At 57.5% G+C, this 20,591-nt stretch carries 23 protein-coding genes and 1 pseudogene; 14 read left to right on the forward strand and 10 right to left on the reverse strand.

The annotated features are described in order from the left end of the window. Window positions 1-32: 32 nt before the first annotated feature. Window positions 33-635, reverse strand: a complete 603-nt coding sequence (gene mobA, locus BST95_RS09770) for a molybdenum cofactor guanylyltransferase MobA (protein WP_084199096.1) — start codon at window positions 633-635, stop codon at window positions 33-35. A 68-nt stretch (window positions 636-703) separates the two neighbouring features. Here mobA and tsaB point away from each other — a divergent pair, with 68 nt between their 5' ends. The 6 genes and pseudogenes from tsaB to BST95_RS09800 all read left to right on the forward strand — a co-directional run bounded on the left by tsaB (window position 704) and on the right by BST95_RS09800 (window position 6,581). Continuing rightward, a complete protein-coding gene (gene tsaB, locus BST95_RS09775) occupies window positions 704-1,405 on the forward strand; it encodes a tRNA (adenosine(37)-N6)-threonylcarbamoyltransferase complex dimerization subunit type 1 TsaB (protein WP_084199097.1) in 702 nt (233 codons plus the stop codon). Continuing rightward, window positions 1,405-2,207, forward strand: a pseudogene (locus BST95_RS09780) (undecaprenyl-diphosphate phosphatase). The gene tsaB and the pseudogene BST95_RS09780 overlap by 1 nt, the downstream one beginning before the upstream one ends. A gap of 10 nt (window positions 2,208-2,217) precedes the next feature. Then, window positions 2,218-3,090, forward strand: coding sequence for an NAD(P)-dependent oxidoreductase (locus tag BST95_RS09785; RefSeq protein WP_084199099.1), 873 nt, complete (start codon window positions 2,218-2,220; stop codon window positions 3,088-3,090). A gap of 14 nt (window positions 3,091-3,104) precedes the next feature. Beyond that, window positions 3,105-4,415, forward strand: coding sequence for a M18 family aminopeptidase (locus tag BST95_RS09790; protein WP_084199101.1), 1,311 nt, complete (start codon window positions 3,105-3,107; stop codon window positions 4,413-4,415). After that, complete coding sequence (locus tag BST95_RS09795) at window positions 4,416-5,519, forward strand: tRNA-queuosine alpha-mannosyltransferase domain-containing protein (protein WP_084199103.1); 1,104 nt, start codon at window positions 4,416-4,418, stop codon at window positions 5,517-5,519. 54 nt (window positions 5,520-5,573) lie between these two features. After that, window positions 5,574-6,581 (forward strand): tryptophan--tRNA ligase, encoded by a 1,008-nt coding sequence (locus BST95_RS09800; RefSeq protein ID WP_084199105.1) that lies wholly within the window; start codon window positions 5,574-5,576, stop codon window positions 6,579-6,581. A gap of 454 nt (window positions 6,582-7,035) precedes the next feature. Here BST95_RS09800 and tal read toward each other — a convergent pair whose 3' ends face one another. The 3 genes from tal to BST95_RS09815 form a co-directional block, all read right to left on the reverse strand. Next, window positions 7,036-7,995, reverse strand: a complete 960-nt coding sequence (gene tal, locus BST95_RS09805; protein ID WP_084199106.1) for a transaldolase — start codon at window positions 7,993-7,995, stop codon at window positions 7,036-7,038. 13 nt (window positions 7,996-8,008) lie between these two features. Further along, window positions 8,009-9,052 (reverse strand): tRNA dihydrouridine(20/20a) synthase DusA, encoded by a 1,044-nt coding sequence (gene dusA, locus BST95_RS09810; protein ID WP_102106242.1) that lies wholly within the window; start codon window positions 9,050-9,052, stop codon window positions 8,009-8,011. Between the two features lie 86 nt (window positions 9,053-9,138). After that, window positions 9,139-9,543 carry a hypothetical protein gene (locus BST95_RS09815; RefSeq protein ID WP_084199110.1) on the reverse strand — a complete coding sequence of 135 codons (405 nt, stop codon included), beginning with the start codon at window positions 9,541-9,543 and terminating at the stop codon, window positions 9,139-9,141. Window positions 9,544-9,699: 156 nt separating this feature from the next. Between BST95_RS09815 and BST95_RS09820 the strand changes: the two genes are divergently transcribed. Beyond that, a complete protein-coding gene (locus BST95_RS09820) occupies window positions 9,700-10,869 on the forward strand; it encodes an aromatic ring-hydroxylating dioxygenase subunit alpha (RefSeq protein ID WP_084199112.1) in 1,170 nt (389 codons plus the stop codon). 175 nt (window positions 10,870-11,044) lie between these two features. On the opposite strand, the gene BST95_RS19700 is transcribed toward BST95_RS09820, so the two are convergent. Further along, window positions 11,045-11,206: a hypothetical protein gene (locus tag BST95_RS19700; protein ID WP_157114476.1), complete on the reverse strand. Its 162-nt coding sequence runs from the start codon at window positions 11,204-11,206 to the stop codon at window positions 11,045-11,047. A gap of 512 nt (window positions 11,207-11,718) precedes the next feature. On the opposite strand from BST95_RS19700, the gene BST95_RS09825 reads away from it, so the two are divergent. Together BST95_RS09825 and BST95_RS09830 are read left to right on the forward strand one after the other, a co-directional pair. Further along, the gene (locus BST95_RS09825) at window positions 11,719-12,318 is read left to right on the forward strand and encodes an isochorismatase family protein (RefSeq protein WP_084199114.1); all 600 of its coding nucleotides are present in this window, start codon (window positions 11,719-11,721) and stop codon (window positions 12,316-12,318) included. A gap of 378 nt (window positions 12,319-12,696) precedes the next feature. Then, the gene (locus tag BST95_RS09830) at window positions 12,697-13,578 is read left to right on the forward strand and encodes a TIGR03620 family F420-dependent LLM class oxidoreductase (protein ID WP_084199116.1); all 882 of its coding nucleotides are present in this window, start codon (window positions 12,697-12,699) and stop codon (window positions 13,576-13,578) included. Between the two features lie 14 nt (window positions 13,579-13,592). Here the strand turns inward: BST95_RS09830 and BST95_RS09835 are convergent, their stop codons facing one another. Beyond that, a complete protein-coding gene (locus tag BST95_RS09835) occupies window positions 13,593-14,480 on the reverse strand; it encodes a DMT family transporter (RefSeq protein WP_084201129.1) in 888 nt (295 codons plus the stop codon). 187 nt (window positions 14,481-14,667) lie between these two features. Between BST95_RS09835 and BST95_RS09840 the strand changes: the two genes are divergently transcribed. From BST95_RS09840 to BST95_RS09860, 4 genes are all read left to right on the forward strand, one after another. Further along, window positions 14,668-15,105, forward strand: a complete 438-nt coding sequence (locus tag BST95_RS09840) for a DUF2141 domain-containing protein (protein WP_084199118.1) — start codon at window positions 14,668-14,670, stop codon at window positions 15,103-15,105. 329 nt (window positions 15,106-15,434) lie between these two features. After that, entirely contained in the window at window positions 15,435-15,893 is a 459-nt protein-coding gene (locus BST95_RS09850) for a DUF3291 domain-containing protein (RefSeq protein ID WP_084199122.1), read from the forward strand. A gap of 180 nt (window positions 15,894-16,073) precedes the next feature. Continuing rightward, on the forward strand, window positions 16,074-16,598 hold the full coding sequence (locus BST95_RS09855) for a hypothetical protein (protein ID WP_084199124.1): 525 nt from the start codon (window positions 16,074-16,076) through the stop codon (window positions 16,596-16,598). Window positions 16,599-16,602: 4 nt separating this feature from the next. Next, window positions 16,603-16,911 carry a DUF1272 domain-containing protein gene (locus tag BST95_RS09860; RefSeq protein ID WP_084199126.1) on the forward strand — a complete coding sequence of 103 codons (309 nt, stop codon included), beginning with the start codon at window positions 16,603-16,605 and terminating at the stop codon, window positions 16,909-16,911. 51 nt (window positions 16,912-16,962) lie between these two features. On the opposite strand, the gene BST95_RS09865 is transcribed toward BST95_RS09860, so the two are convergent. After that, window positions 16,963-17,973, reverse strand: a complete 1,011-nt coding sequence (locus BST95_RS09865) for an AraC family transcriptional regulator (RefSeq protein WP_169843903.1) — start codon at window positions 17,971-17,973, stop codon at window positions 16,963-16,965. Between the two features lie 116 nt (window positions 17,974-18,089). Here BST95_RS09865 and BST95_RS09870 point away from each other — a divergent pair, with 116 nt between their 5' ends. Next, the gene (locus BST95_RS09870) at window positions 18,090-19,004 is read left to right on the forward strand and encodes a fatty acid desaturase family protein (RefSeq protein WP_084199130.1); all 915 of its coding nucleotides are present in this window, start codon (window positions 18,090-18,092) and stop codon (window positions 19,002-19,004) included. Between the two features lie 6 nt (window positions 19,005-19,010). Here BST95_RS09870 and BST95_RS09875 read toward each other — a convergent pair whose 3' ends face one another. The 3 genes from BST95_RS09875 to BST95_RS09885 form a co-directional block, all read right to left on the reverse strand. Continuing rightward, window positions 19,011-19,739 carry a hypothetical protein gene (locus BST95_RS09875; RefSeq protein ID WP_084199132.1) on the reverse strand — a complete coding sequence of 243 codons (729 nt, stop codon included), beginning with the start codon at window positions 19,737-19,739 and terminating at the stop codon, window positions 19,011-19,013. A 6-nt stretch (window positions 19,740-19,745) separates the two neighbouring features. Continuing rightward, a complete protein-coding gene (locus BST95_RS09880) occupies window positions 19,746-19,907 on the reverse strand; it encodes a YqaE/Pmp3 family membrane protein (protein ID WP_082849972.1) in 162 nt (53 codons plus the stop codon). Between the two features lie 117 nt (window positions 19,908-20,024). After that, on the reverse strand, window positions 20,025-20,576 hold the full coding sequence (locus BST95_RS09885) for a nucleotidyltransferase family protein (protein WP_169843904.1): 552 nt from the start codon (window positions 20,574-20,576) through the stop codon (window positions 20,025-20,027). Between the last annotated feature and the right edge of the window lie 15 nt (window positions 20,577-20,591).

Raw genomic sequence — 20,591 nt, forward strand, 5'->3', positions numbered from 1 at the left:
TGTCAGCGATGACAGCAGGTTTTTTATGCCCGCTATTCAGCTGTGACCATGACATCCGTCATGGTATTGATATTGATAAAGGCCTCGGCTGTGTCGCTGAAATCCACGCTGACGGCCCCCTGTTGGCCGTACCATAGTCTGACAGCCCGTTCGCCAGTGTCGAGGAAGTCACTGACTGTTGCGAGGCATGAGCCGCGCACTAACGCGCATAGGTAGTGTTCACGTTGTGCGGTGCGCGCGTAGCTGATATTTGCGCCGGGGTTGTGCTGCAGGGCTGTTAGAAGACGCTGGGCCAGGTCCAACGGCAGTTGCGGTGTATCGCAAGGCGCCAGAAATAGAAACTCGGTCTTGCAGTGACCGGCCATCGCTTCTACGCCCGCCAGCGGACCCTGAAAATCTACTCTCTCATCACTAATCAGTGCGCAGTCGAACTGGTTGTAGAACGCCTGACTGCGATTACAACTGATATACAGTTCCTTGACCTGTGGCGCCATTCGCTCGACACAGTGGGTGGCCATAGGCCGGCCGCGCCAGGGCAATGTACCTTTATCGCGGTTGCCTACGCGTCGTCCTGCGCCTCCAGCCAGCAATAGTCCTGTGATTGTATTTGTGGGAAAAAGGTTTTCGTCAGCCAACGGTTCTTACTCGACGGTGCCTGTGGGATAATCGCAGCTTAACATTTGTAGCGGCATACCGAGAAACCATGAACGGCATACTTGCCATTGAAACGGCCACTGAAGCCTGTTCCGTCGCTCTTTGGCGTGATGGTAACACTGAGCATCGCCACGAACTGGCGGCGCGGCAGCATAACCAACGCCTGTTTAGCATGCTCCGTGAACTGTTGCCTGATGGTGTCAAAGATATCGACGCCATCGCCTATGGCTCGGGGCCAGGGTCGTTTACCGGGCTGCGGATTGCTGCGAGTGCAGTGCAGGGGCTGGCGTTTTCAGCAGGTGTTCCTGCAGTACCGGTTTCTACGCTGGCCTGCCAGGTTCAGACAGCGCTGCGCGAGGGGCTGGTGGAGGAGGGCGGCTATGTGCTGTCCTGCCTCGATGCTCGAATCAAGGAAGTCTATTTCGCCCTGTATCGCATCGAAGGCGATGAGGTGTTCGAAGTTCAGGCCGCAGCGGGAGTAAAACCCGAACAGATGACGATTGCGGAACTGCCTGCGCAAATGGTGGCAATCGGCGATGGATGCGCTTTTGTCGATCAGTTTCCCGAATCAGTGCAGAAAGTACTAACAGCGGTTCACGCTCAGGTGCTTCCCGAGGCGCGTGACCTGATACCTGCGGCGCGCCGAATGCTGGCGTCAGGCACTTTCCAGAAAGCGGCAGATGTACATCCCGTGTATGTGCGCGATGAGGTTAACTGGAAAAAAATTCATGAACAGGGCAAACCGTCGTGATCGATGCTTTTCAAGCTATCGTATTGGCCCTGGTGCAGGGGCTGACCGAATTTCTGCCCATCTCTAGCTCTGCGCACCTGGTTATACCCTCGCTGGTACTTGAATGGCCCGACCAGGGGCTGGCGTTTGATGTCGCCGTGCATGTGGGATCGCTGGTCGCGGTGTTGTACTACTATCGCCAGACATTGCGTGAACTTGCCGTGGACTGGTTTGGTTCAATGGCCGGGCAGGGCGCCACCGTCAATAGCCGGATGGTCTGGTATCTGGGATTTGCCACCATTCCTGCGGGCCTGGCAGGCATATTCCTGGAGCAATTTATTGAAGACCACGCGCGCAGTCTGTTGGTCATTGCCAGTACCACGCTGATCTTCGGATTATTGCTGGGTCTTGCCGACCACCACGCAGAGCGCACGCCTGGCGATGAACCGCTGACATTTTGGCGCGGCCTGTTTATCGGATGTGCACAGGCAATGGCACTGGTACCCGGCGTTTCGCGCTCTGGCGTTACGATAACTGCGGCGCTCATGCTGAATATGAGTCGCCAGGACGCTGCGCGTTTCTCTTTTTTGTTGTCTATTCCAATTATTGCTAGCGCTGGTGGCCGGAAAACCTGGGAGCTGATGGGGCTGGGCGAGCCCTTTGACGTGCCAATGATGGCGCTGGGTGCCGTGATGTCCGGGTTGCTGCTTACGCGTGTATTGCGCTGTTCCTGCGCCTGCTAGACAGGGTAGGAATGCGGCCTTTTGTTTATTATCGCATTGCCCTGGCCATTGTGCTCTTCAGCATCTGGCTGGGCAGCTAGAGGAAAATACATGAAACTCGCATTTATTGGCCTGGGGGTCATGGGCTATCCGATGGCCGGACACCTGCAGCGCGCTGGTCATGAGGTCACGGTTTACAATCGTACTGTCAGCAAAGCCCGGGATTGGGTTGATGAATACGGCGGCGCCATGGCGCTGACACCGGCCGCTGCAGCGACTGAAGCAAACCAGGTGTTTGTCTGTGTGGGTAACGACGACGATGTGCGATCGGTGATCTACGGTGACGAAGGTGTGCTGGCCGGCCTGGCGAGTGGAGCCGTTATTGTCGATCACACGACGGCCTCCGCCGAGCTCGCCCGCGAATTGGCGGCCGCTGCTGCCGAACAGGGTATTGGTTTTCTCGATGCCCCGGTATCCGGTGGTCAGGGGGGTGCAGAGAACGGCGTATTAACCGTCATGGTGGGTGGTGAGGCCGAGACCTTTGCCATGGCTGAGTCCGTGCTGCAGTGTTACGCACGCTGCGTGCGCCTGCTCGGTGCCTGTGGCAGTGGACAGCTGGCGAAGATGGTTAACCAGATCTGTATCGCCGGTGTGGTACAGGGGCTGGCTGAAGCGCTGGAGTTCTCAGAGCAGGCGGGTCTCGATTCTGCTGGCGTGGTTGAAGTTATTTCTCAGGGCGCCGCTCAGTCCTGGCAGATGGAAAATCGCTACCAGACCATGCTGGCCGGTGAGTATGAGCACGGATTTGCGGTGGACTGGATGCGCAAGGATCTGGGTATGGTATTGGCGGAGGCGAGCCGTATGGGGCTGGAACTGCCAATTACCCAAATTGTGGACGGTTACTACGCCGACGTGCAGGGCATGGGCGGTGGCCGCTGGGACACCTCCAGCCTGTTCGCGCGTATGCGCGAGCGCAGTAAATAGATCAGGAGTACAGTATGGATAACTCGCAGCAGTTCAACGAAGACCTCTGCCAGTTTCTGGCACGGGCTACCACGCCGTTTCATGCCGTCGCGGAGATGGTCAGCCGCCTGGAAGCCGCAGGCTTTAGCCAACTCATTGAGGATACCGACTGGGATATCCAACCCGGTGGCCGCTACTATGTTGTGCGCAACGGCAGTTCGATCGTGGCGTTTGGCATCGGTGAGAAACTGGGCCCTATAGAGGGCCTGCGGATGGTCGGTGCACACACGGACAGCCCTTGCCTTATGGTCAAGCCTGCGCCCGAGCGGCAGCGACACGGTTACCTGCAACTCGGTGTGGAAGTGTACGGCGGAGCGTTGCTTAATCCCTGGTTTGATCGCGACCTGTCTCTCGCGGGCAGAGTATCGTTTCAGTGTGACGCTGGCAGCTTACGTACTGCGCTCATCGATTTTCGTCGGGCGATTGCCACCATTCCCAGCCTGGCAATTCACCTGGATCGCGAAGCCAACAAAAATCGTTCGGTCAATCCACAAAAAGACATTCCGCCAATCCTCTGTCAGCTAAGCGCAGATGAGAAAGCAGACTTCAGGGAAATTCTGCGCGAACAATTGGTGGTAGAACATCCCGGATGCGGCGTTGAAAAGGTGCTGGATTACGAAATGTGTTTCTACGACACGCAGCCGGCGGCCGTCACCGGGCTCAAGGGCGAGTTCCTAGCGTCTGCGCGCCTGGATAACTTGCTGAGTTGTTATACCGGGCTGCAGGCGCTGCTCCAGTGGGATGGTCAGGCTACCGTGCTGCTGGTATGCAATGACCACGAGGAAGTCGGCAGCCTGTCAGCCGTTGGCGCCCAGGGCCCCATGCTGGGGAGCGTACTGAAACGACTGGCGGGAGACCTGGCAGGCTATAGCGCACTCACCGAACGCTCCATGATGATCTCCGCTGACAATGCGCATGGTATCCATCCCAACTACGCCGACAAGCACGACGAAAATCACGGGCCGCTGCTCAACGCCGGGCCGGTAATCAAGATCAACAGTAATCAGCGCTACGCCTCCAATAGCGAGACGACTGGCCTTTATCGCATGCTGGCCGCAGCGGAAGGCGTGCCCGTACAGTCATTCGTGGTGCGCACGGATATGGCCTGTGGTAGTACGATCGGTCCGATAACTGCCGGGGAAGTAGGGGTGCGCACCCTTGATATTGGTGTGCCTACTTTTGGCATGCACTCTATACGGGAGTTGGCCGGCACCAAAGACGCCTTCAATCTGTCGCGTGTGCTACGCCGCTTCTACAACCATCCGGGGTCGCTGGCAGCCAGCTGAGTGAAGGTTCTCCTGCTCTCTGCCTACGCTGCCCAGAGTCACCGTTACTGGCAGCGCGGTCTGCGGGAGATGTTCCCCGGGTGGCGTTGGACCGAACTGGAACTGCCGCCGCGCTACTTCAGCTGGCGGGTTCGCAGTAACCCCCTCAGTTGGTCGCTGACCGAGCGAACCACCCTCGAAGCCGATTACGATCTGCTCATCGCCACCTCCATGGTGGATCTGGCGACGCTGCGCGGACTGGTCCCGAACCTGGCCCGGCTACCCTCGCTGCTCTATTTTCATGAGAATCAATTCGTCTATCCTCAGGATCGTCAGCAACACAGCCTGCTGGAGGCGCAGATGGTCAGCCTGTACGCGGCGCTGGCAGCGGACCAGTTGCTGTTTAACTCCGCTTACAACCGCGATACATTCCTCACGGGTGTCGCAGGCCTGTTAAGCAAAATGCCCGATGAAGTGCCTCCTGGCGTCGCAGATCGGCTGGCGGGCAAAGCAGGGGTATTGCCCGTGCCGCTGCTCGACACTTATCCGTCCGATGCCTCCCTGCCATGGCCGGGTCGTCAGGGTGAGTATCCAGATCGACCGTTGCGTCTGCTCTGGAGTGCGCGCTTTGAACACGACAAGGGCGGCGAAGATTTGGAAGCCATTCTGCAGGGACTGGAAGCCACAAACCTCGACTATGAGCTGGCCGTGACAGGTCAGCAGTTTCGCAATTCGCCCGCGGTGTTCACCCGGGTGGAACAGGCCTTTGCGCACCGTTTGGTCAGCTTCGGCTTCGTCGAAAACGAAGCAGACTTTCGCGCCTTGCAGGGCGGTGCCGACGTGGTGCTGTCGACAGCCGGGCATGAATTCCAGGGCCTGGCGGTGCTGGAAGCGGTGCTCGCGGGTAGCGTACCGCTGGTACCTGACCGGCTGGCCTACCCGGAAATCTACCCGCCTGAGCTTCGCTACGACTCGCCTGAAGACGCCGTCGCCCTGGTATTGTCACTCGCGCACACATTGACCAGTGGCCAGCGGCCGAACGTGGCGCTAGAGCGCTTCACCGTCGCAGCGTTACAGCCGTGCTACGCCGCCATACTGACGGCCCTGGCGGCCACGGCAGGATAGCCAGCCGTCCCACCAGCCGGTATCATTGCGCCTTTTTCTCAAAGGGCGCATTTCATGGCCAAACAGCGTGTTCTCACGGGTATTACCACTACCGGCACTCCTCATCTGGGTAACTATGTCGGTGCCATCCGGCCGGCGATTGAAGCCTCGCGTGACGATGCCGTGGAGTCCTTCTTTTTCCTGGCGGACTACCACGCGCTGATCAAGTGCCAGGACCCGGATCTGGTGCGTCAGTCGACCAAGGAAATCGCGGCCACCTGGCTGGCCCTGGGCCTGGATACCGACAACGCGGTGTTCTACCGCCAGTCGGACATCCCCGAAATTCCCGAGCTGACCTGGGTCCTTAACTGCAACGCGGCCAAGGGTTTGATGAACCGCGCTCACGCGTATAAGGCCGCCGTGCAGGCGAACGAGGAAGCGGGCGAAGATCCGGATTTCGCAGTCACCATGGGCCTGTTCAGTTACCCGGTGCTGATGGCGGCGGACATCCTGATGTTTAACGCACACAAGATCCCGGTGGGCAAGGACCAGATCCAGCACGTGGAAATGGCGCGTGACATTGCAGGCCGCTTTAATCACAACTTCGCCGATGTCTTCACGCTGCCCGAGGCGGTGGTCGACGACAGTGTTGCGGTGCTGCAGGGCCTGGACGGACGCAAGATGTCCAAGAGCTATAACAACACCATTGCGCTGTTCCTGACCGAGAAAAAGCTCAAGAAGCACATCAACAAGATCAAGACCAACCTGCTGGAGCCGGGCGAGCCCAAGGATCCGGATGACTCTACGGTGTTCCAGGTCTGGTCGGCGTTTGCCGATGAGGTTGAAACTGCGCGGATGCGCAAGGAATTTGAAAATGGCATTGCCTGGGGTGAGGCGAAGAAGCAGTTGTTTGAGCTGGTGAACGACGAGATCAGTGCGGCGCGGGAGCGTTATAACGAGCTTATGGATGATCCGGGCTACATCGAAGAGACGCTGCTCAAGGGTGCCGAGCGTGCGCGGGAGCACTCTTCGGCGCTGATCGCCAAGGTCCGCGAAGCGGTCGGAATTTCCGCGATTCGCTGATAGTTTTCCATTCCCGCCGCTGAAACTGCTGGTCTCTTGTCGCTAGCCGCTGTTTCGATGGCCGTTCGGGATTTCTTCACGGCCACAAACTCCGCTCCGGCGGCTACGGCCGCGGGGCAACTCGGAGTGGGATTGCTGCGCAATCCTCGAGCACTCCTCAAACACTCCCCACGGAAAGCCCTCCGCCGCCTCCACTGCGTAAAAAGCGTGGCCCGATTGTTCAGAAACCCCGAACGGCCATCGAAACCGCTCGTTAAGTTCTCTAGGGCGAGCATTCAAGTACAAGCAGCGATTGTGTTATTGCCGGGAATAGGTGGGGGAGTGGCTTAGGCCATTTCGGAATCGTCGGGAGGCATGGATGCCGGACGCCGAAGCGACCCATGGATGGGCTCGAAGCGGTTCCGGAAGGGCCTAAGCCACTCCCGAACCGGCTAGTAAGAACAGTTCTGAGAAATTAAACCGAGCGAGCAGCAATCAGCTGTTCGAGTTTGATCTGATCGACCACGAAGTTGCGGATACCTTCGGCCAGTTTCTCGGTGGCCATGGCGTCGGCGTTGAGGTCAAAGCGGAATCCAGACTCGGTAGGGCTGTGTTTGGCGACGTCGGAGCTGGCGCTGTCGGCGCTGAGCTTACGAGGCAGGTCGCCTGTGTCGGCAGCGAGTTCCTCCAGCAGCGCAGGGCTGATGGTGAGGCGGTCACAGCCGGCCAGGGCTTCGATCTCGCCGGTGTTGCGGAAGCTCGCGCCCATCACCACTGTGTTGTAGCCGTGCTGCTTGTAGTAGTCGTAGATGCGACTTACCGACTGCACGCCGGGGTCGTCCTGTGGCGTTGCAACGACGACATCGGTGTTGGCCTTGTACCAGTCGAGGATACGGCCCACGAAGGGTGAAATCAGGAACACACCGGCGTCTGCGCAGGCCGCGGCCTGGCCGAAGCCGAACAACAGCGTCAGATTGCAGTTAATGCCTTCTTTTTCCAGCTCCGCAGCGGCGCAGATGCCTTCCCAGGTAGAGGCCGCCTTGATCAGGATACGATCGCGGCTGATGCCGGCTTCTTCATACATGCCGATCAGTTTGCGCGCCTTGGCCTTGGTCGCCTCGGCGTCAAAGGACAGGCGGGCGTCGACTTCGGTAGAGATGCGGCCGGGGATAATGGCGAGAATTTCCTTGCCCACGTCGACCGCAAAGCGGTCGCAGCAGTTGCTGAGCTGTTCTTCATTGGAGCCGCCCTGGGCAGTGGCCCAGTGCTTAGCCTGATCGAGCAGTTCGGCGTAGTGGGGGAGGGCTGCTGCTTTAAGTAGCAGTGAGGGGTTGGTTGTTGCATCCAGTGGCGCGAAACGTTTGATCGCTTCGATATCGCCGGTGTCGGCCACCACGTCGGTCATGGCCTTTAATTGGTCCAGTTTACTGGTCATTACAGAGTTCCTGTTAGTGGGCGCTGAACTCGTTTGCGGACGGCTGCCGGTTTCTGGCTTCGGCGTAGGCCGTCGCTTCCTGCACCAGTCTGTGTGCCTCGGTGAGTACCTCAAGTCCCGCTTGTTGCTTGTAAGCGTTTTCGCTGAGGTGGCGCCGGAACTTCCTCGCTCCCGGAACTCCTTGGTAGAGGCCGAGAATGTGCCGGGTAATGTGATTCAGGTGGGCGCCGCCTTCGAGCTGGCCGGCTACATAGGGCAGCAAACCAGCGATGACATCATCGCGGGATTGTACGGTTTTGTCCATCCCGTAAAGGCTCGAATCCACCTCGGCCAGCATCCACGGATTCTGGTAGGCCTCGCGGCCAATCATGACGCCGTCGACGTGTTGCAGATGCTCTTGGCATTCAGCAAGGCTCTTGATGCCCCCGTTGATGATGATTTCCAGGTGCGGAAGGTCCCGCTTCAGCTGGTAAACCCAGGGATAGTTGAGCGGCGGGATCTCCCGATTCTCCTTGGGTGACAGGCCCTGCAGCCAGGCCTTGCGGGCGTGTACGATAAAGACCTCGCAGCCTGCCTCGGCAATTGGACTGATAAAGTCGATGAGTTCCTGATAGGACTCCATATCGTCGATGCCGATGCGATGCTTGACCGTCACTGGCAGTTCACAGGCATCTCGCATGGCTTTAACACCGTCCGCCACACGCTGGGGTGCAACCATCAGACAGGCTCCGAACATGCCTGACTGGACCCTGTCGGATGGGCAGCCACAGTTCAGGTTAACCTCATCATAGCCCCACTCCTGGGCCCATTTGGCGCACCGGGCCAGATCAGCGGCATCAGAACCTCCCAGTTGCAGGGCCACGGGATGTTCTTCTGCATTGAAATTCAGGAAGCGATCGCGGTCGCCGTGCAGCAACGCGCCGGTGGTCACCATTTCGGTGTAAAGCAAGGCCTGGCGGGTCAGCTGTCGCCAGAAAAAACGGCAGTGACGATCACTCCAATCGAGCATGGGCGCAATCGAAAAGCGGCGATTGAGTTTGGTGGGGCTGGCTGACATGGTGGCTCTCGGCTTTAAGAGCGGCGATTTTACAATAAAAAAAGGCGCCATTCAGGCGCCATAAGCGGGGACATAGGATGGGGTGTTCAGATCGTGGACTCGGGCAACTCGTCCAGGTGCAGCTTGGCTACCTGCTCGCCAACCTCGCGAACTTCCAGCTTGCTACGGTTGTTGCGCACGGTGAGGCCATACTCGACGTAGTGGACCTGGTCGGGCTTCAGTTCCAGTTCAACAGCAGGGCTGTTGGGAAGGCTGGAGCCGAGTTTTACGGTTCCGGCATTGAGAGTAATGACTATTACCTCGCCAGCTGCAATGCGGCCCTGGTTACGGTAGTCAGCGCGGACGTCGAATTTGATGCCGTGGCTGCGGGCGTTGTTGTCAATGCGGTAGACGATGAGAGTTGCCTCACCGTTCGCCTCAGCGGCGGCAGCAGCGATGTGAGCAAACGCCAGGCTCAAAGCAATGGCGACAGAGGTAATCAGGTACTTCATTGGAACTCTCGTCGTAATCTGGCTGGAAATACGGGCTGAATCCGGCGTTTGGTTCACCTCCTGAAGTTTTTTTTTTGGCGAGAGCCCAACACGAGCTGGACAGTGATCCGAATAGCGCCACAGGGCGTAGTGTAGACGTTAGCCGGAAAAAGAATCATGCTGATAAACTTGTGGTATGTGGCCGAATGGGCCGACAAGGTAAAAGACAAGCCAGTGCGGGCCAAATTACTGGGACAAAATTTTGTGCTGTTTCGCGACAGCAAAGGGAAAGTCCACTGCCTGAGCGATGTCTGTATTCATCGCGGTGGCGCACTGTCAGGTGGCTGGACCACCGAACGCGACTGTGTGGCCTGTCCTTATCACGGCTGGGAATTCGACCCGGAGGGCAAAGTACAATTCATCCCCTCCCGGGGTGAGGGCGGTGCGGTGCCTGAGCGTGCGCGGATAGATGCATATCCCACGGAAGAGCGCTACGGCATGATCTGGGTGTTCATGGGCGACCTGGACGAGGCTGATCGCTACCCCATCCCACCTTTCCCGGAATATGATGATCGGGATAACTGGCGCCCCATTTATACTGAGTTCACCTGGAATGCCGATGTCAACCGCGTGGTTGAGAACGGCATTGACATCGCCCATACGTCATTTGTCCATCCTGGCTTTGGCTATCGGGAAATGGCAGACAAGAACCACATCGTGAAAATCGAGCGTACGGAGTATTCCGGCAGTTCCTCGTGTGTGCTTTATCCGCCGCCCCTGGAAGGCGGCATGGGCATTAATCGCCTGTTCAGGAAGGACAAGGCCGCCACTCACGTGCACCCGTCGTTCTACCTGCCCGGGCATACCGTGCACCTGCACATTGAGGTCAATTCCTGGATGTCGATGATTATCTTCGACTGTAATACGCCCATCGATGAAAACACCACCCGTTCGTTTGTGGTGCAGGTGCGCAACTTCTTCAAGTGGGGCGTGTTCGACGGCGGCTCGGTAAAACGTACGCTGCGGGTGTTCCAGGAGGATGCCGACATCGTCGAGGCGCTGTCACCTCATTACTTGCCTGAGTCGCTCGAGAACGAAGTATCGGTAGAGCAGGACAAATTTACGGGTGCCTGGCGCAAGGTGCGCAAAGTGCACGTAGAGGAGCACGGTTGGAAGATCGACAGCAAGGCGATGGCATTGCATGAAGGGGAGAAGATATTCACGATTCCTTCACCGGCACGCCGTCGCAATCCCGAGTTGCGCTGGGCGCTGGAGACCGTGCCGTTGATTGAGCCCTCTAATCCGTCCTCAGGGCCCGATAATCTCGTCAGTATTAACGAGGGATAGTGCGCGCAGGCTGGCTTCGCTGGGCACGGCTCCAGCGCCACAGGGCAATGCCCAGCCACAAACGCCACCGCAGATGAACACCAGCGCATACTTACCATCGGGTGCGATTCCGCGGCCCCGGACCGTGAACCCGGTAAACGGCGAAAATGGTCAGAAAGCCAAACGGGAACATGGATCACTTCTCACCATGAATGGACATATAGGACGCCAGCGCTCCGTGGATGAGCACGAAGGTTTCCAACAGCCCGGTCCAGAGGCAGTTGCGGTGCGCCCTGGTGAAAAACAAGCTGCCCTGAAGCATTAGCATCAGGACGTAGAGCGTGCCAGTAGGTGCCATAACTGGTTTTCGATGGGGTGGAACCAGAATGGTAGATAACGGCCCAGACAGTGGTCGGCAAACGCTGCGATTGCGTAGATATACGGGCATCGAAATACAGTAGCTAGCAATAACGTTTGGGTACATGGCAGAGTGGTCATACAGAGCTAGGGATAGGTATGGTAGAAATGGGCGATTGGGTGTCCGTTCCGCGTAAAATTCTCACAAGTGCAGCGGGTTAGTTAGTATGCAGAGCTTAAGCAACAATGATTCCGGACCAAGTAGAATTCACGGCGTCTTTATTGGAAGCAGAAGCGGTAACTGCAGTACTGCAGGGTTGTATTAGCTAGTAGCTGCAGGGCAGTGAAGCCGCTGATAACCGCCTGCCACGATTCTGGCCAGTCGCTAGACTCGTTTCTGCAGTGCGGGCTCAACTTAGATTGCCTCGCCCTCTTCTCTTATCAGTGATACTGCCGAATGAATAGATGCATTGACCGCGTTCTTTTGATTAGCCTATGAAAACAGGGAATGACATGGATCTGAACAGAAAGAGCTTGGGTTTGGGTAACAAGCCGGCACTGGTGCTCGTGGATATGATCGAGGGCTTTACTAACCCGGAGTGTCCGCTGGGCTGTGACTGCCCCGATGTCGTTGCTGCCAACGCTGAACTGCTGGCTGTATTTCGCGGTGCGAACTTGCCAATCTTTTTTACAACGGTGGTGTTTCATAGTGACGACCAGGCACGGGTTTTTCGCGAGCGCGTGCCTGCACTGAATGCACTCACGCCGGACTCGCATTGGGTCAAGGTGGACCACAGGCTGGTCATGCGAGACGGAGAAGTGCTTGTCGAGAAGCAATGGGCGAGTGCCTTCCGCGGTACTGACATTGATGAGCAATTGCGTGCGCGCGGTGTCGACTCATTGGTTGTAACCGGTCTCAGCACCAGCGGCTGCGTGCGCGCAACAGCTGTGGACGGTTTGCAGCACGACTACCGTGTTGTAGTGGCCAAAGAGGCAGTTGGTGATCGAAATATGGAGGCCCACGCGGCAAATTTGTTCGACATGCACGCCAAGTATGCGGACGTGCTGCCGATGAGTGATGTGCTCTCCGATATTGATAAGAGGACTGAGTGACATGTTCGCATCGATCGTCGTTGCCAACAGGCAAGTGGCTAGGTTTCTACCTAATCTAGTGTTTTGATTTCGACAGCGTTACCTCGCCACTGCTATGCCTCTTTGGAGCTGAGACAGATATGGGACTGATCTCAGTCAATCAAGAGAATATCAGCCTGAGGCGCTGCTGGTAGCAGCAAGCGCCCTATAAAGATTGGAGAGCATATGTTGTTATAAATACCGCGTTAATAGGCGCAATCTTATACCTTATGTCGGTTAGTCGGTAGACATTGCCTCGCCGGTCCCGCATTTTGGATGCTTAATTCGGCGCGTACGGTGCGCTTTCTTAGTAATATTCGTCTGATAAATATTTGACGCTTGGACGATAAGGGATTGAAAATGAAGAAACAGAATATAGGCAAGCTCGGTATCTGGAGCTGGATGGACAACAATAATTTCGATGAGTGCCGGGCGTTCGCTCAGCGCGCAGAGAGTCAAGGCTACGGTGCCATATGGGTCCCAGATGCCGTAGGTAGAGATCCCTTTGTCACTTTGTCGGTTATAGCAGAAGCCACTGAAACGCTCTGCGTTGCCACCGGCATCGTCAACCTATATGGCCGTGACGCGATGGCGATGAAGGCGTCCCGCAATTCGCTAGACGAGTTGAGCGGCGGCCGTCTGATTCTAGGCATCGGAGTTTCGCACGCGGAGATGGTGGGCGGTCTCCGCCAACAGGAATACGGTAAACCCCTGACGACCATGCGCAACTATCTGCAGCGTATGGAGGAGGCCATGTATATGGGCCCCCAGCCTGAAAAGCAGGGCCTGCTGGTACTGGCAGCGCTGCGCGAAAAAATGCTCGGGCTTTCAGGTAGCAATGCAGATGGCGCACACCCGTACTTTGTAACGCCAGAGCACACCGCCCGGGCCCGCAGTATTCTCGGTCCAGATAAGTTTCTCGCGCCCGAGCAGAAAGTGCTGCTAGAAACCGACGCCACTAAGGCCCGCGAAATCGCCCGCGGCGCCATGGCGATGTATCTCGGTCTGCCGAATTACCGCAATAATTTGCTCACTCTGGGCTTTGAAGAGGCCGACTTTGACGATGGCGGTAGTGATCGGCTGGTTGACGCGATTGTCGCTTGGGGAGACGAAACTGCCATCATGAAGCGTATTGAATCGCACTGGGAGAATGGCGCGGACCACGTGTGTATTCAGGCCCTGCGCAAAGACGGCGTCAATGGTTTTGACCCCGTGGCCATCGACGCCCTGGCGCCGGGCTAAGGCTGCCGTGGCCCTCAGAACAGTAAGAGTGTTAATACGCAACTGGAGATGAGGGCCATCCCTATCCATTCCCTTCTCGACAACGTTTCTCCAAACCAGAACCTTCCCATTAACAGCGCGAAAAGTAATTCAACCTGACCCAGGGCGCGGACCAGCGCCGCGTCCTGAAGTGTCACAGCGGTATACCAGCCTATGGACCCCATCACACTGCTAACGCCAATAAACAGGCCCAGCTTCCACTCGCTGGCAAGTCGGCGGAGTTGTTGGCGTTCCTTGATGATGAGATGGACAATGCAAGCTGCGGTCTGGAGTGACACCGCGTAGACCAGCGTAATGGCGGCGCTCTCTATCGCAGTGCCTGTCAGTGAAGTGCTGGCCGCCCGCAGCCACAGAGAAGTGAGCGCAAACCCCAGCCCAGCCAGCAAGCCGAGGCTAAGGCTCTGTGGCTCAATTTCCAGCCGGTTGCCGGGAATGGCCAGCACCAGAACACCGGCGCTGCCCACCAGTACTGCCAGCCAGCCGGCGCCAGTCAGAGTGGCGGAGAAGAACACAGCTCCCAGCACGGCTGTTAGAATGACCTCCGTCTTGGAAAACACTGTGCCAATGGCAAAGTTGCGCAGATTTAGCAGACGGATGAGCCAGTAGGTCGCCAATATCTGGGCCATGCCGGCCATGACTGCATAGCCAAGGAACGTGCTATTGGCCAGTGCCAAGCGGGTCGCCGCTCGTGGCTCAGCTGAGGCGATTGTGAACAGATAGAGCAGGGCGAACGGTAGGCCAAACAGATAGCGTGCGGTCGTGGCGGCCATGGGGGTCAGGCTGCCTGCCATACGTTTCTGGCCTGCAGTGCGGACGGTTTGCATTACCGCTGCGAGCAAGGTGAATCCTACCCATACATCCATGTACTGTTCCTCAGTGAAGAATAGGGTCATCCTGGCCAATTGGTCGCCGCTGTGACAATGAAAAGAAGTTATCTGGCGTATTCCGGTATCGACTGGCAGTGGGGTGCTGCGCCACCATCATCCGTAGTCGTCCAGAACTCGTATACTTGCGCAGACGAATAACAATGCGAAAATCAGGGAGAGACCCATGAAAAAACTGGCTGCCACTTTAGCAATCGCTCTTGCTTTGCCACTGGCCGCAGAAGAAACCGGCATGATTAATCTAGAGCTCAACGGTTTGGCGAACGCTTCTGGCTCACTCTATATCGGCTTTTACGATTCAAGGGACACCTGGCTCGGTGATGCCACCGTAACGAACCTGGTGCTGGATGTCGAGCAATCACGCGAGGGGGAGTTGGTGAAGGGCAACATTGAGCTACCTGTAGGCGAGTACGCATTTTCCCTCTATTTCGACGCCAATGGCAACGGCGAGATGGATACCAACTTTATTGGCATACCCAAGGAACCTGTGGCCATGTCTAACAACGCCAAGGTGCGCTTCGGGCCGCCCGATTACGAAGACGCCGTATTCATCCTCACCGCAGAGGGCGTTACTCAGAATATTGTGGTCGTAACCTTAGACTGATCAGGCGTTAAGTGGGCCTATGCCCACCACGCACGCAGTCACCGGTAATGAACTCGATGGTATGATCTGCGCCTTCTTCTTCCAATCCTGATAGCTCCACTCAGGCACCGCGCGGCGGGCTGGCCCTGGCTGTTTCTTAGCGCTGTGGATTTTCCTGGTAAATGCTGCAACGGGCGCCCAGCCCTGGGGATTCTTGGTCGGCAACTTCGCTGAACTGGTCTTCGCAGTGTCGCTGCTGGCCACGCAGCGGTAGTTCTTCGCATTGTTGGCTTGATTCTCACTGCGCCCGCCCCATTAAGTAGTGCAGGCATAAAAAGGGATGCAGACTTATGAGCACAGAATTTCACCTCGCACAGTTTAATATCGCTCGTGCCCTGGGCACCATGGACGAGCCGGTGATGCGCGAGTTTGCCGAGAACCTCGAGCGCATTAACGGCCTCGCCGATGCCAACCCGGAATTTGTCTGGCGCCTGCAGAGTGAGCAGGGCGATGCTACCGACATCCTCGCTTACGAGGATGAGTCTCTGCTGGTGAATATGTCTGTGTGGCAGTCTCTGGATGCATTGCGCGACTATGTTTATGCCAGTGAACACCTCGATTTCCTGAAGAAAAAGAAGCACTGGTTCGAGAAAGTGGAGGGTCCCAGCCTGGTGCTTTGGTGGATCCCAGCGGGCACTTTGCCCTCTATACAGGACGGCAAACAAGCCCTGGAACATTTGCGCGTTCACGGCTCCTCGCCGCGTGGTTTTACCTTTGCCAATCCCGAACCGAAACCGACCGCTGCTTGAAAGCGTTTCGTCGGTCACAGGTCTGTACTAAGCTTGCGGAGACACCGATAGCAGGGGATCCGTAATGCAGGCACAAGGGAATGAGGGGATTGGAGGCAGCGTCATTGCTGGTACGGTGCTGCTGTCTATGCCGTCCTCCGCTACCATATCGCGGGTGATGTCCTCTGGGGCGAGTTCTCGATGTTCATTCTGAACAAGGGCCTGTGCCTGGCCGCATTTATATTGCTGGCATTCAATTTTGCGTTGGGGCCTGCACGCAACCTGGGCCTGCCCGTGCCGGACAAGTGGCTGGCCGCGCGCAAGGCCTTCGGCATGACCGGTTTCCTGCTGATACTGATACACGCCTTGATCAGCTTTATGTTGTTTTCCACGGCCTACTACGGCAAATTCTTCAGCCCCGACGGCACGCTGACGCCGGTGGCGAGCCTGAGTATGCTGGCGGGTGTTCTCGGCTTTGTGGTGCTGTGGGCCTATAACCTGAGTTTCCAGACCAAGTTGAGCGAGGATGTCGCGTTTATCGCGTTTATTACCTCGCGGCGCTTCCTGATTTACGCGTTGACGCTGGGCGGCTTGCACCTGCTGTTCATGGGCTATTCCGGTTGGCTCAGTCCCTCGGGCTGGCACGGCGGCCTGCCGCCGATCAGTCTGGTTGCATTTGTCGTGTTCGTCATTGGATACACACTGAATTTACTGGGTAGAGAATAGGCCAATGCTGGAACTGCGCCCCAACTGCGAATGCTGTGACAGGGACCTGCCGCCGGACTCGACCGAGGCAATGATCTGCACCTATGAATGCACATTCTGTCGCCGCTGTGTCGATGAGATACTCGACAACGTGTGTCCCAACTGCGGCGGTGGTTTCAGTGCCAGGCCGATCAGGCCGCAAACCGCAAGGCGGCCCGGTGTCAGCCTCGAGCATCAGCCTGCCTCGGCCAGGCGGGTGAGTACCCGTCACTCCATCGATGAACTTCGCGAATTCTCCGCCACGGCCAAGCACATCCCTCCCGAGTCGCGATGACCTCGCATTGTTCTTCGCGCCTACTTGAAGGGTGATTCGCTCAGTGACTTTCTAGCGATCGCCCCGCCGGTCCATCCTGTAGGTGTTGGGCGTTGTCCCTACGTTCCGTCGAAACGCGCGCCGAAAATTTGCCGCGTCCTGGTAGCCCAGTGCCGCAGCGATGCTCTCAACGCTGTCGTCGGTGTGCTCCAGGTAGAGTTTGCCCCAGTGGGCGAGCGCCGCTGATTTTAACTGGCGGTAGCTGCTGCCCTCCTGCAGTAGGCGTCGATTGAGGGTGCGTTGCGATACGTGCAGGCTAGCGGCCACTGCCTCGAGATCGGGAAGTGGCGGTTCCCCGCTGCGTAACTGGGCGCTGATATGGCGTGTGAAGGTGCCGTCAATGGATTTGCTTTGTTCTGCCAGCAGACGCGACAGGTCCAGTTGCGCCTGCTGCCACATCTCGGCGTGGAAGTAGGGCGAGGGCCTGTCCAGCCAGTAGCGGGGTAAGTGGACCTGGTTGCGCGCTGCGTCGAAACTCAGCTCACCGTGCAGCGCCGCCTGATAATCCTCGAGATTGTCGGGTGTGGGGTATGCGAATTCATAGTGCGCATCGACCAGCGTTTCGCCCACCGTGGTCTCTATATACTGCTGCAGCAGCATTACCGTTGTTTCGGTGTGGAAGTATTCCAGTGTGCCGGTGTCTTCGCGATAAATGATGCCCAGGGTCACGCCGGTCGGCGAAGTGCTGATATCGAAGTCGATATAGCTGATATGCACTCGCGTAAAACTCTCCAGCAATCGCAGGCCCTCGCGCACTGACGGTGCAATGTTCATGGCGGCCCCCAGTGGCCCGAGCACCGAGGTGTGGGCATTGCGGCCCAGCATCAATCCCAGGCGGTTGTCGGGTGCGAGCGCCTGACCGGTGCGCAGAATATGCAGAAAGTCGTCGAGCGAGATGTCACCGCCCTCAAGCAATGTCTGCCGACTCAGGCCCGTGCCAATGAAGAGTGGGCTGGGGTCGATGTCGTGCTGCTCGAGGTCCCGCAGGACCAGGCGAGCATAAACGGGACTGATCGTATTCATTGTGCAAAACTCGATATTTTGGCGGATTATGACACCATAATGGCGATAACTGCACTGCTCAATTTTTATGCGAACAGCCATAGTGACACTTCGTTGAATACGGTCGGAGACGAGCGATGAGCAAGGCGGACACGCTGGACCAGCAGGCATTGCAAAGTGCCAAGCGCTACATGGGCGAGGTGGCCTGGCCCACGATAATCCTCGGGTTGAGTCTGGGGGCAGGGTACCTGGCGATTCTGGCCGGCAGCCTGACTGGACAACTGCCACTGTGGGCAGCGGTGCCGCTGATGGCGAGCGTGACATACCTGAGCTACACCGTATTGCATGAGGCTGTTCACGGCTCGATTAGCGGCAGTCACCCCTCACTGCGTTGGATCAATGAGTCTCTGGGGTATATGGCCGCCTGGATTCTCATGACGCCGCTTACTGCCCATCGGCATGAGCATCTGGCTCATCATCGCCATACCAACAGCGCCGGGGAGGACCCTGACTTTGACGTCAGCAAGATACGCAACGCCCCGGTTGACGCTGCGCTGGCAGCGCTCAATGTTGCCAGGGGACAGTACACCTACTACGTCAGACACCGCTGGTCTCGTGCTCAGGGTAAGCAAAACCTGTACTTCTGCCTGGAGATAGCGGCCGCGGTGCTGCCGAGGCTTGGCCTATTGGTCGCCGGCTATTGGCAGGAAGTGGTGTTGCTCATGGGCATTGCCTGGCTGATTGGGTTGGCCATCGTGTTATACCTGTTCGCTTACCTGGTGCATCGGCCGCACCGCGATGTTGGTCGCTATGTCGACACCTCCACCATTCTGGTACCGGGGCGGCTACACAAACTGGTGACCTGGCTGTGGGTGTTCCAGAACTATCATTCGATCCACCATCTATTCTCGCGTGTGCCGTTTTATCACTACGTGCGCTTGTTCGACGAAATCGAGCCGATCATGCGCGCCAAGGGGGCACCCATTTATCAGCTTACGGTTCGGGGAATGGTGGCGTCCTCACGCGAGCCTGAAGCCGCTGCCGCCGGATAGGCCAACTCAGTCGGTCTGTGGGGAATCCTCAGCCGTTCGAGGGTCGCCGATCAGGCTGCCAATTTCCTCGTCGGCTTGAACGTGGAGTATGACGCGATAGAGAATGCCGGCAGCGGAACCATTGAGCAGTGCGTCGGCAATGATCTCATCGGTGTCGACGGCTTCGGCGTTGGTCTGTAGCTTGCGGAAGGCGCGGGAAAAGTTTGCGGAATGACGTGCGCGAATATCCGTGCCAAAAAAGATGTCCTGTAGCGCGCCGTCTACGTCCCGGTTCTCCACGGCCAGTCTAATCATTTTCCGTACGAACCAGCTGGGGTCAGAGGCGGCCGCGTGATTGCGTTGTTCGGCAAACTCCTCGCCGGTGATTTCGCCGGTCCCGGTGGGGCCACACACGGACATGTAGTGGAACCCCGCGATCGAGCCCAACTGTGATTGCACCATGTCATGCAGTTTGAAATAGGAATCGCGCTGGGAGTGTACTTCCAGCCGGCGGGCACTGCGCTCCTGAATCGAGATTGCCCGGGTATTTGCCGTAATCTCTTTCTGTTGCATGAAATGGCCGATCACCAGCCACAAAAAGGCCAGGGGCGCGAAGGCACCTTCCAGAAAGCTACCGATGTCTGCCGTGGGTAGGGTCAGGAAGTTATTCCAGCCAACAATGCCCAGCAGGTAGAACAGGCCGGCGGTGATCCAGGTGGTAGTGACACCCAGACCAAAGGCGATTCGCCAATCCATGCAGTGTTATAAAACGGTCAACCAGATCGCGTGGATGATGCCTGGCAGGTAGAGAAAGATGCAGAGGACAATGTTGATGATCAGGTCCGAGCCGGCGCCTTTTTTCAAGAACACTGCCAGGGGGGGAAGCAGGATAGAAACGATCAGGGCGACGATCTTGTTGTCCATGCGTAGGTCCTCATTGGTATTGTTATGGAACGCTGTCGTGTCACTATAGAAGATAGCGGTCTGCCTCGCCAGTGCAGTGCAGTTTATTGAGTCTGGGTCGACTCTCCCGCATTTGTTTCAGGTACTCAGAGGGCGCGGCGGCAGATCGGCTGGTGTGTCGATGTCGCGCACAATACCCGGGTCGTCCAGAGGTATTTTGATCAGCGCGGCAGCCTGCTGCTCGATAACTCTCCGCGCTCCGACATCGCCTCGTAGGGCCGTCAGGGCGGGAAAAAAACGCTTTGAGAAACCCACCGGGTGTCCCGGGCGCTCGTGATACATGGGCTGGCAAATCGTCTCAGGCATGATTGCCCGGGCGATGGTGCAAAAAGATGCAGGCTGAATCTCAGGCATGTCTGCCAAGGCGACCAGCACCGCGTCCCAGGGCGGTAGCTGGACGATACCCTGGGCCAGACTGTGTCCCATGCCTAAGTCTGCTTCTGTGCAGACCAGTGCCTGTGCGCCATGCGCAGTAGCAAGGGATTCCTCTCCCGGGCGTACGCATACCGCCACCGGCAGGCCGCTGCCAAGGGCGTTTTGCAATGATTGCCGGAGCAAGGTATTGCCCGAGGGCAGCTGGGCTGTGCGTTTGTCCGAGCCGAAGCGGCGTGACTGGCCAGCGGCCAGCATTAAGATTCCGATGCG

This window comes from Halioglobus japonicus, assembly GCF_001983995.1.
Lineage (GTDB): Bacteria > Pseudomonadota > Gammaproteobacteria > Pseudomonadales > Halieaceae > Halioglobus > Halioglobus japonicus.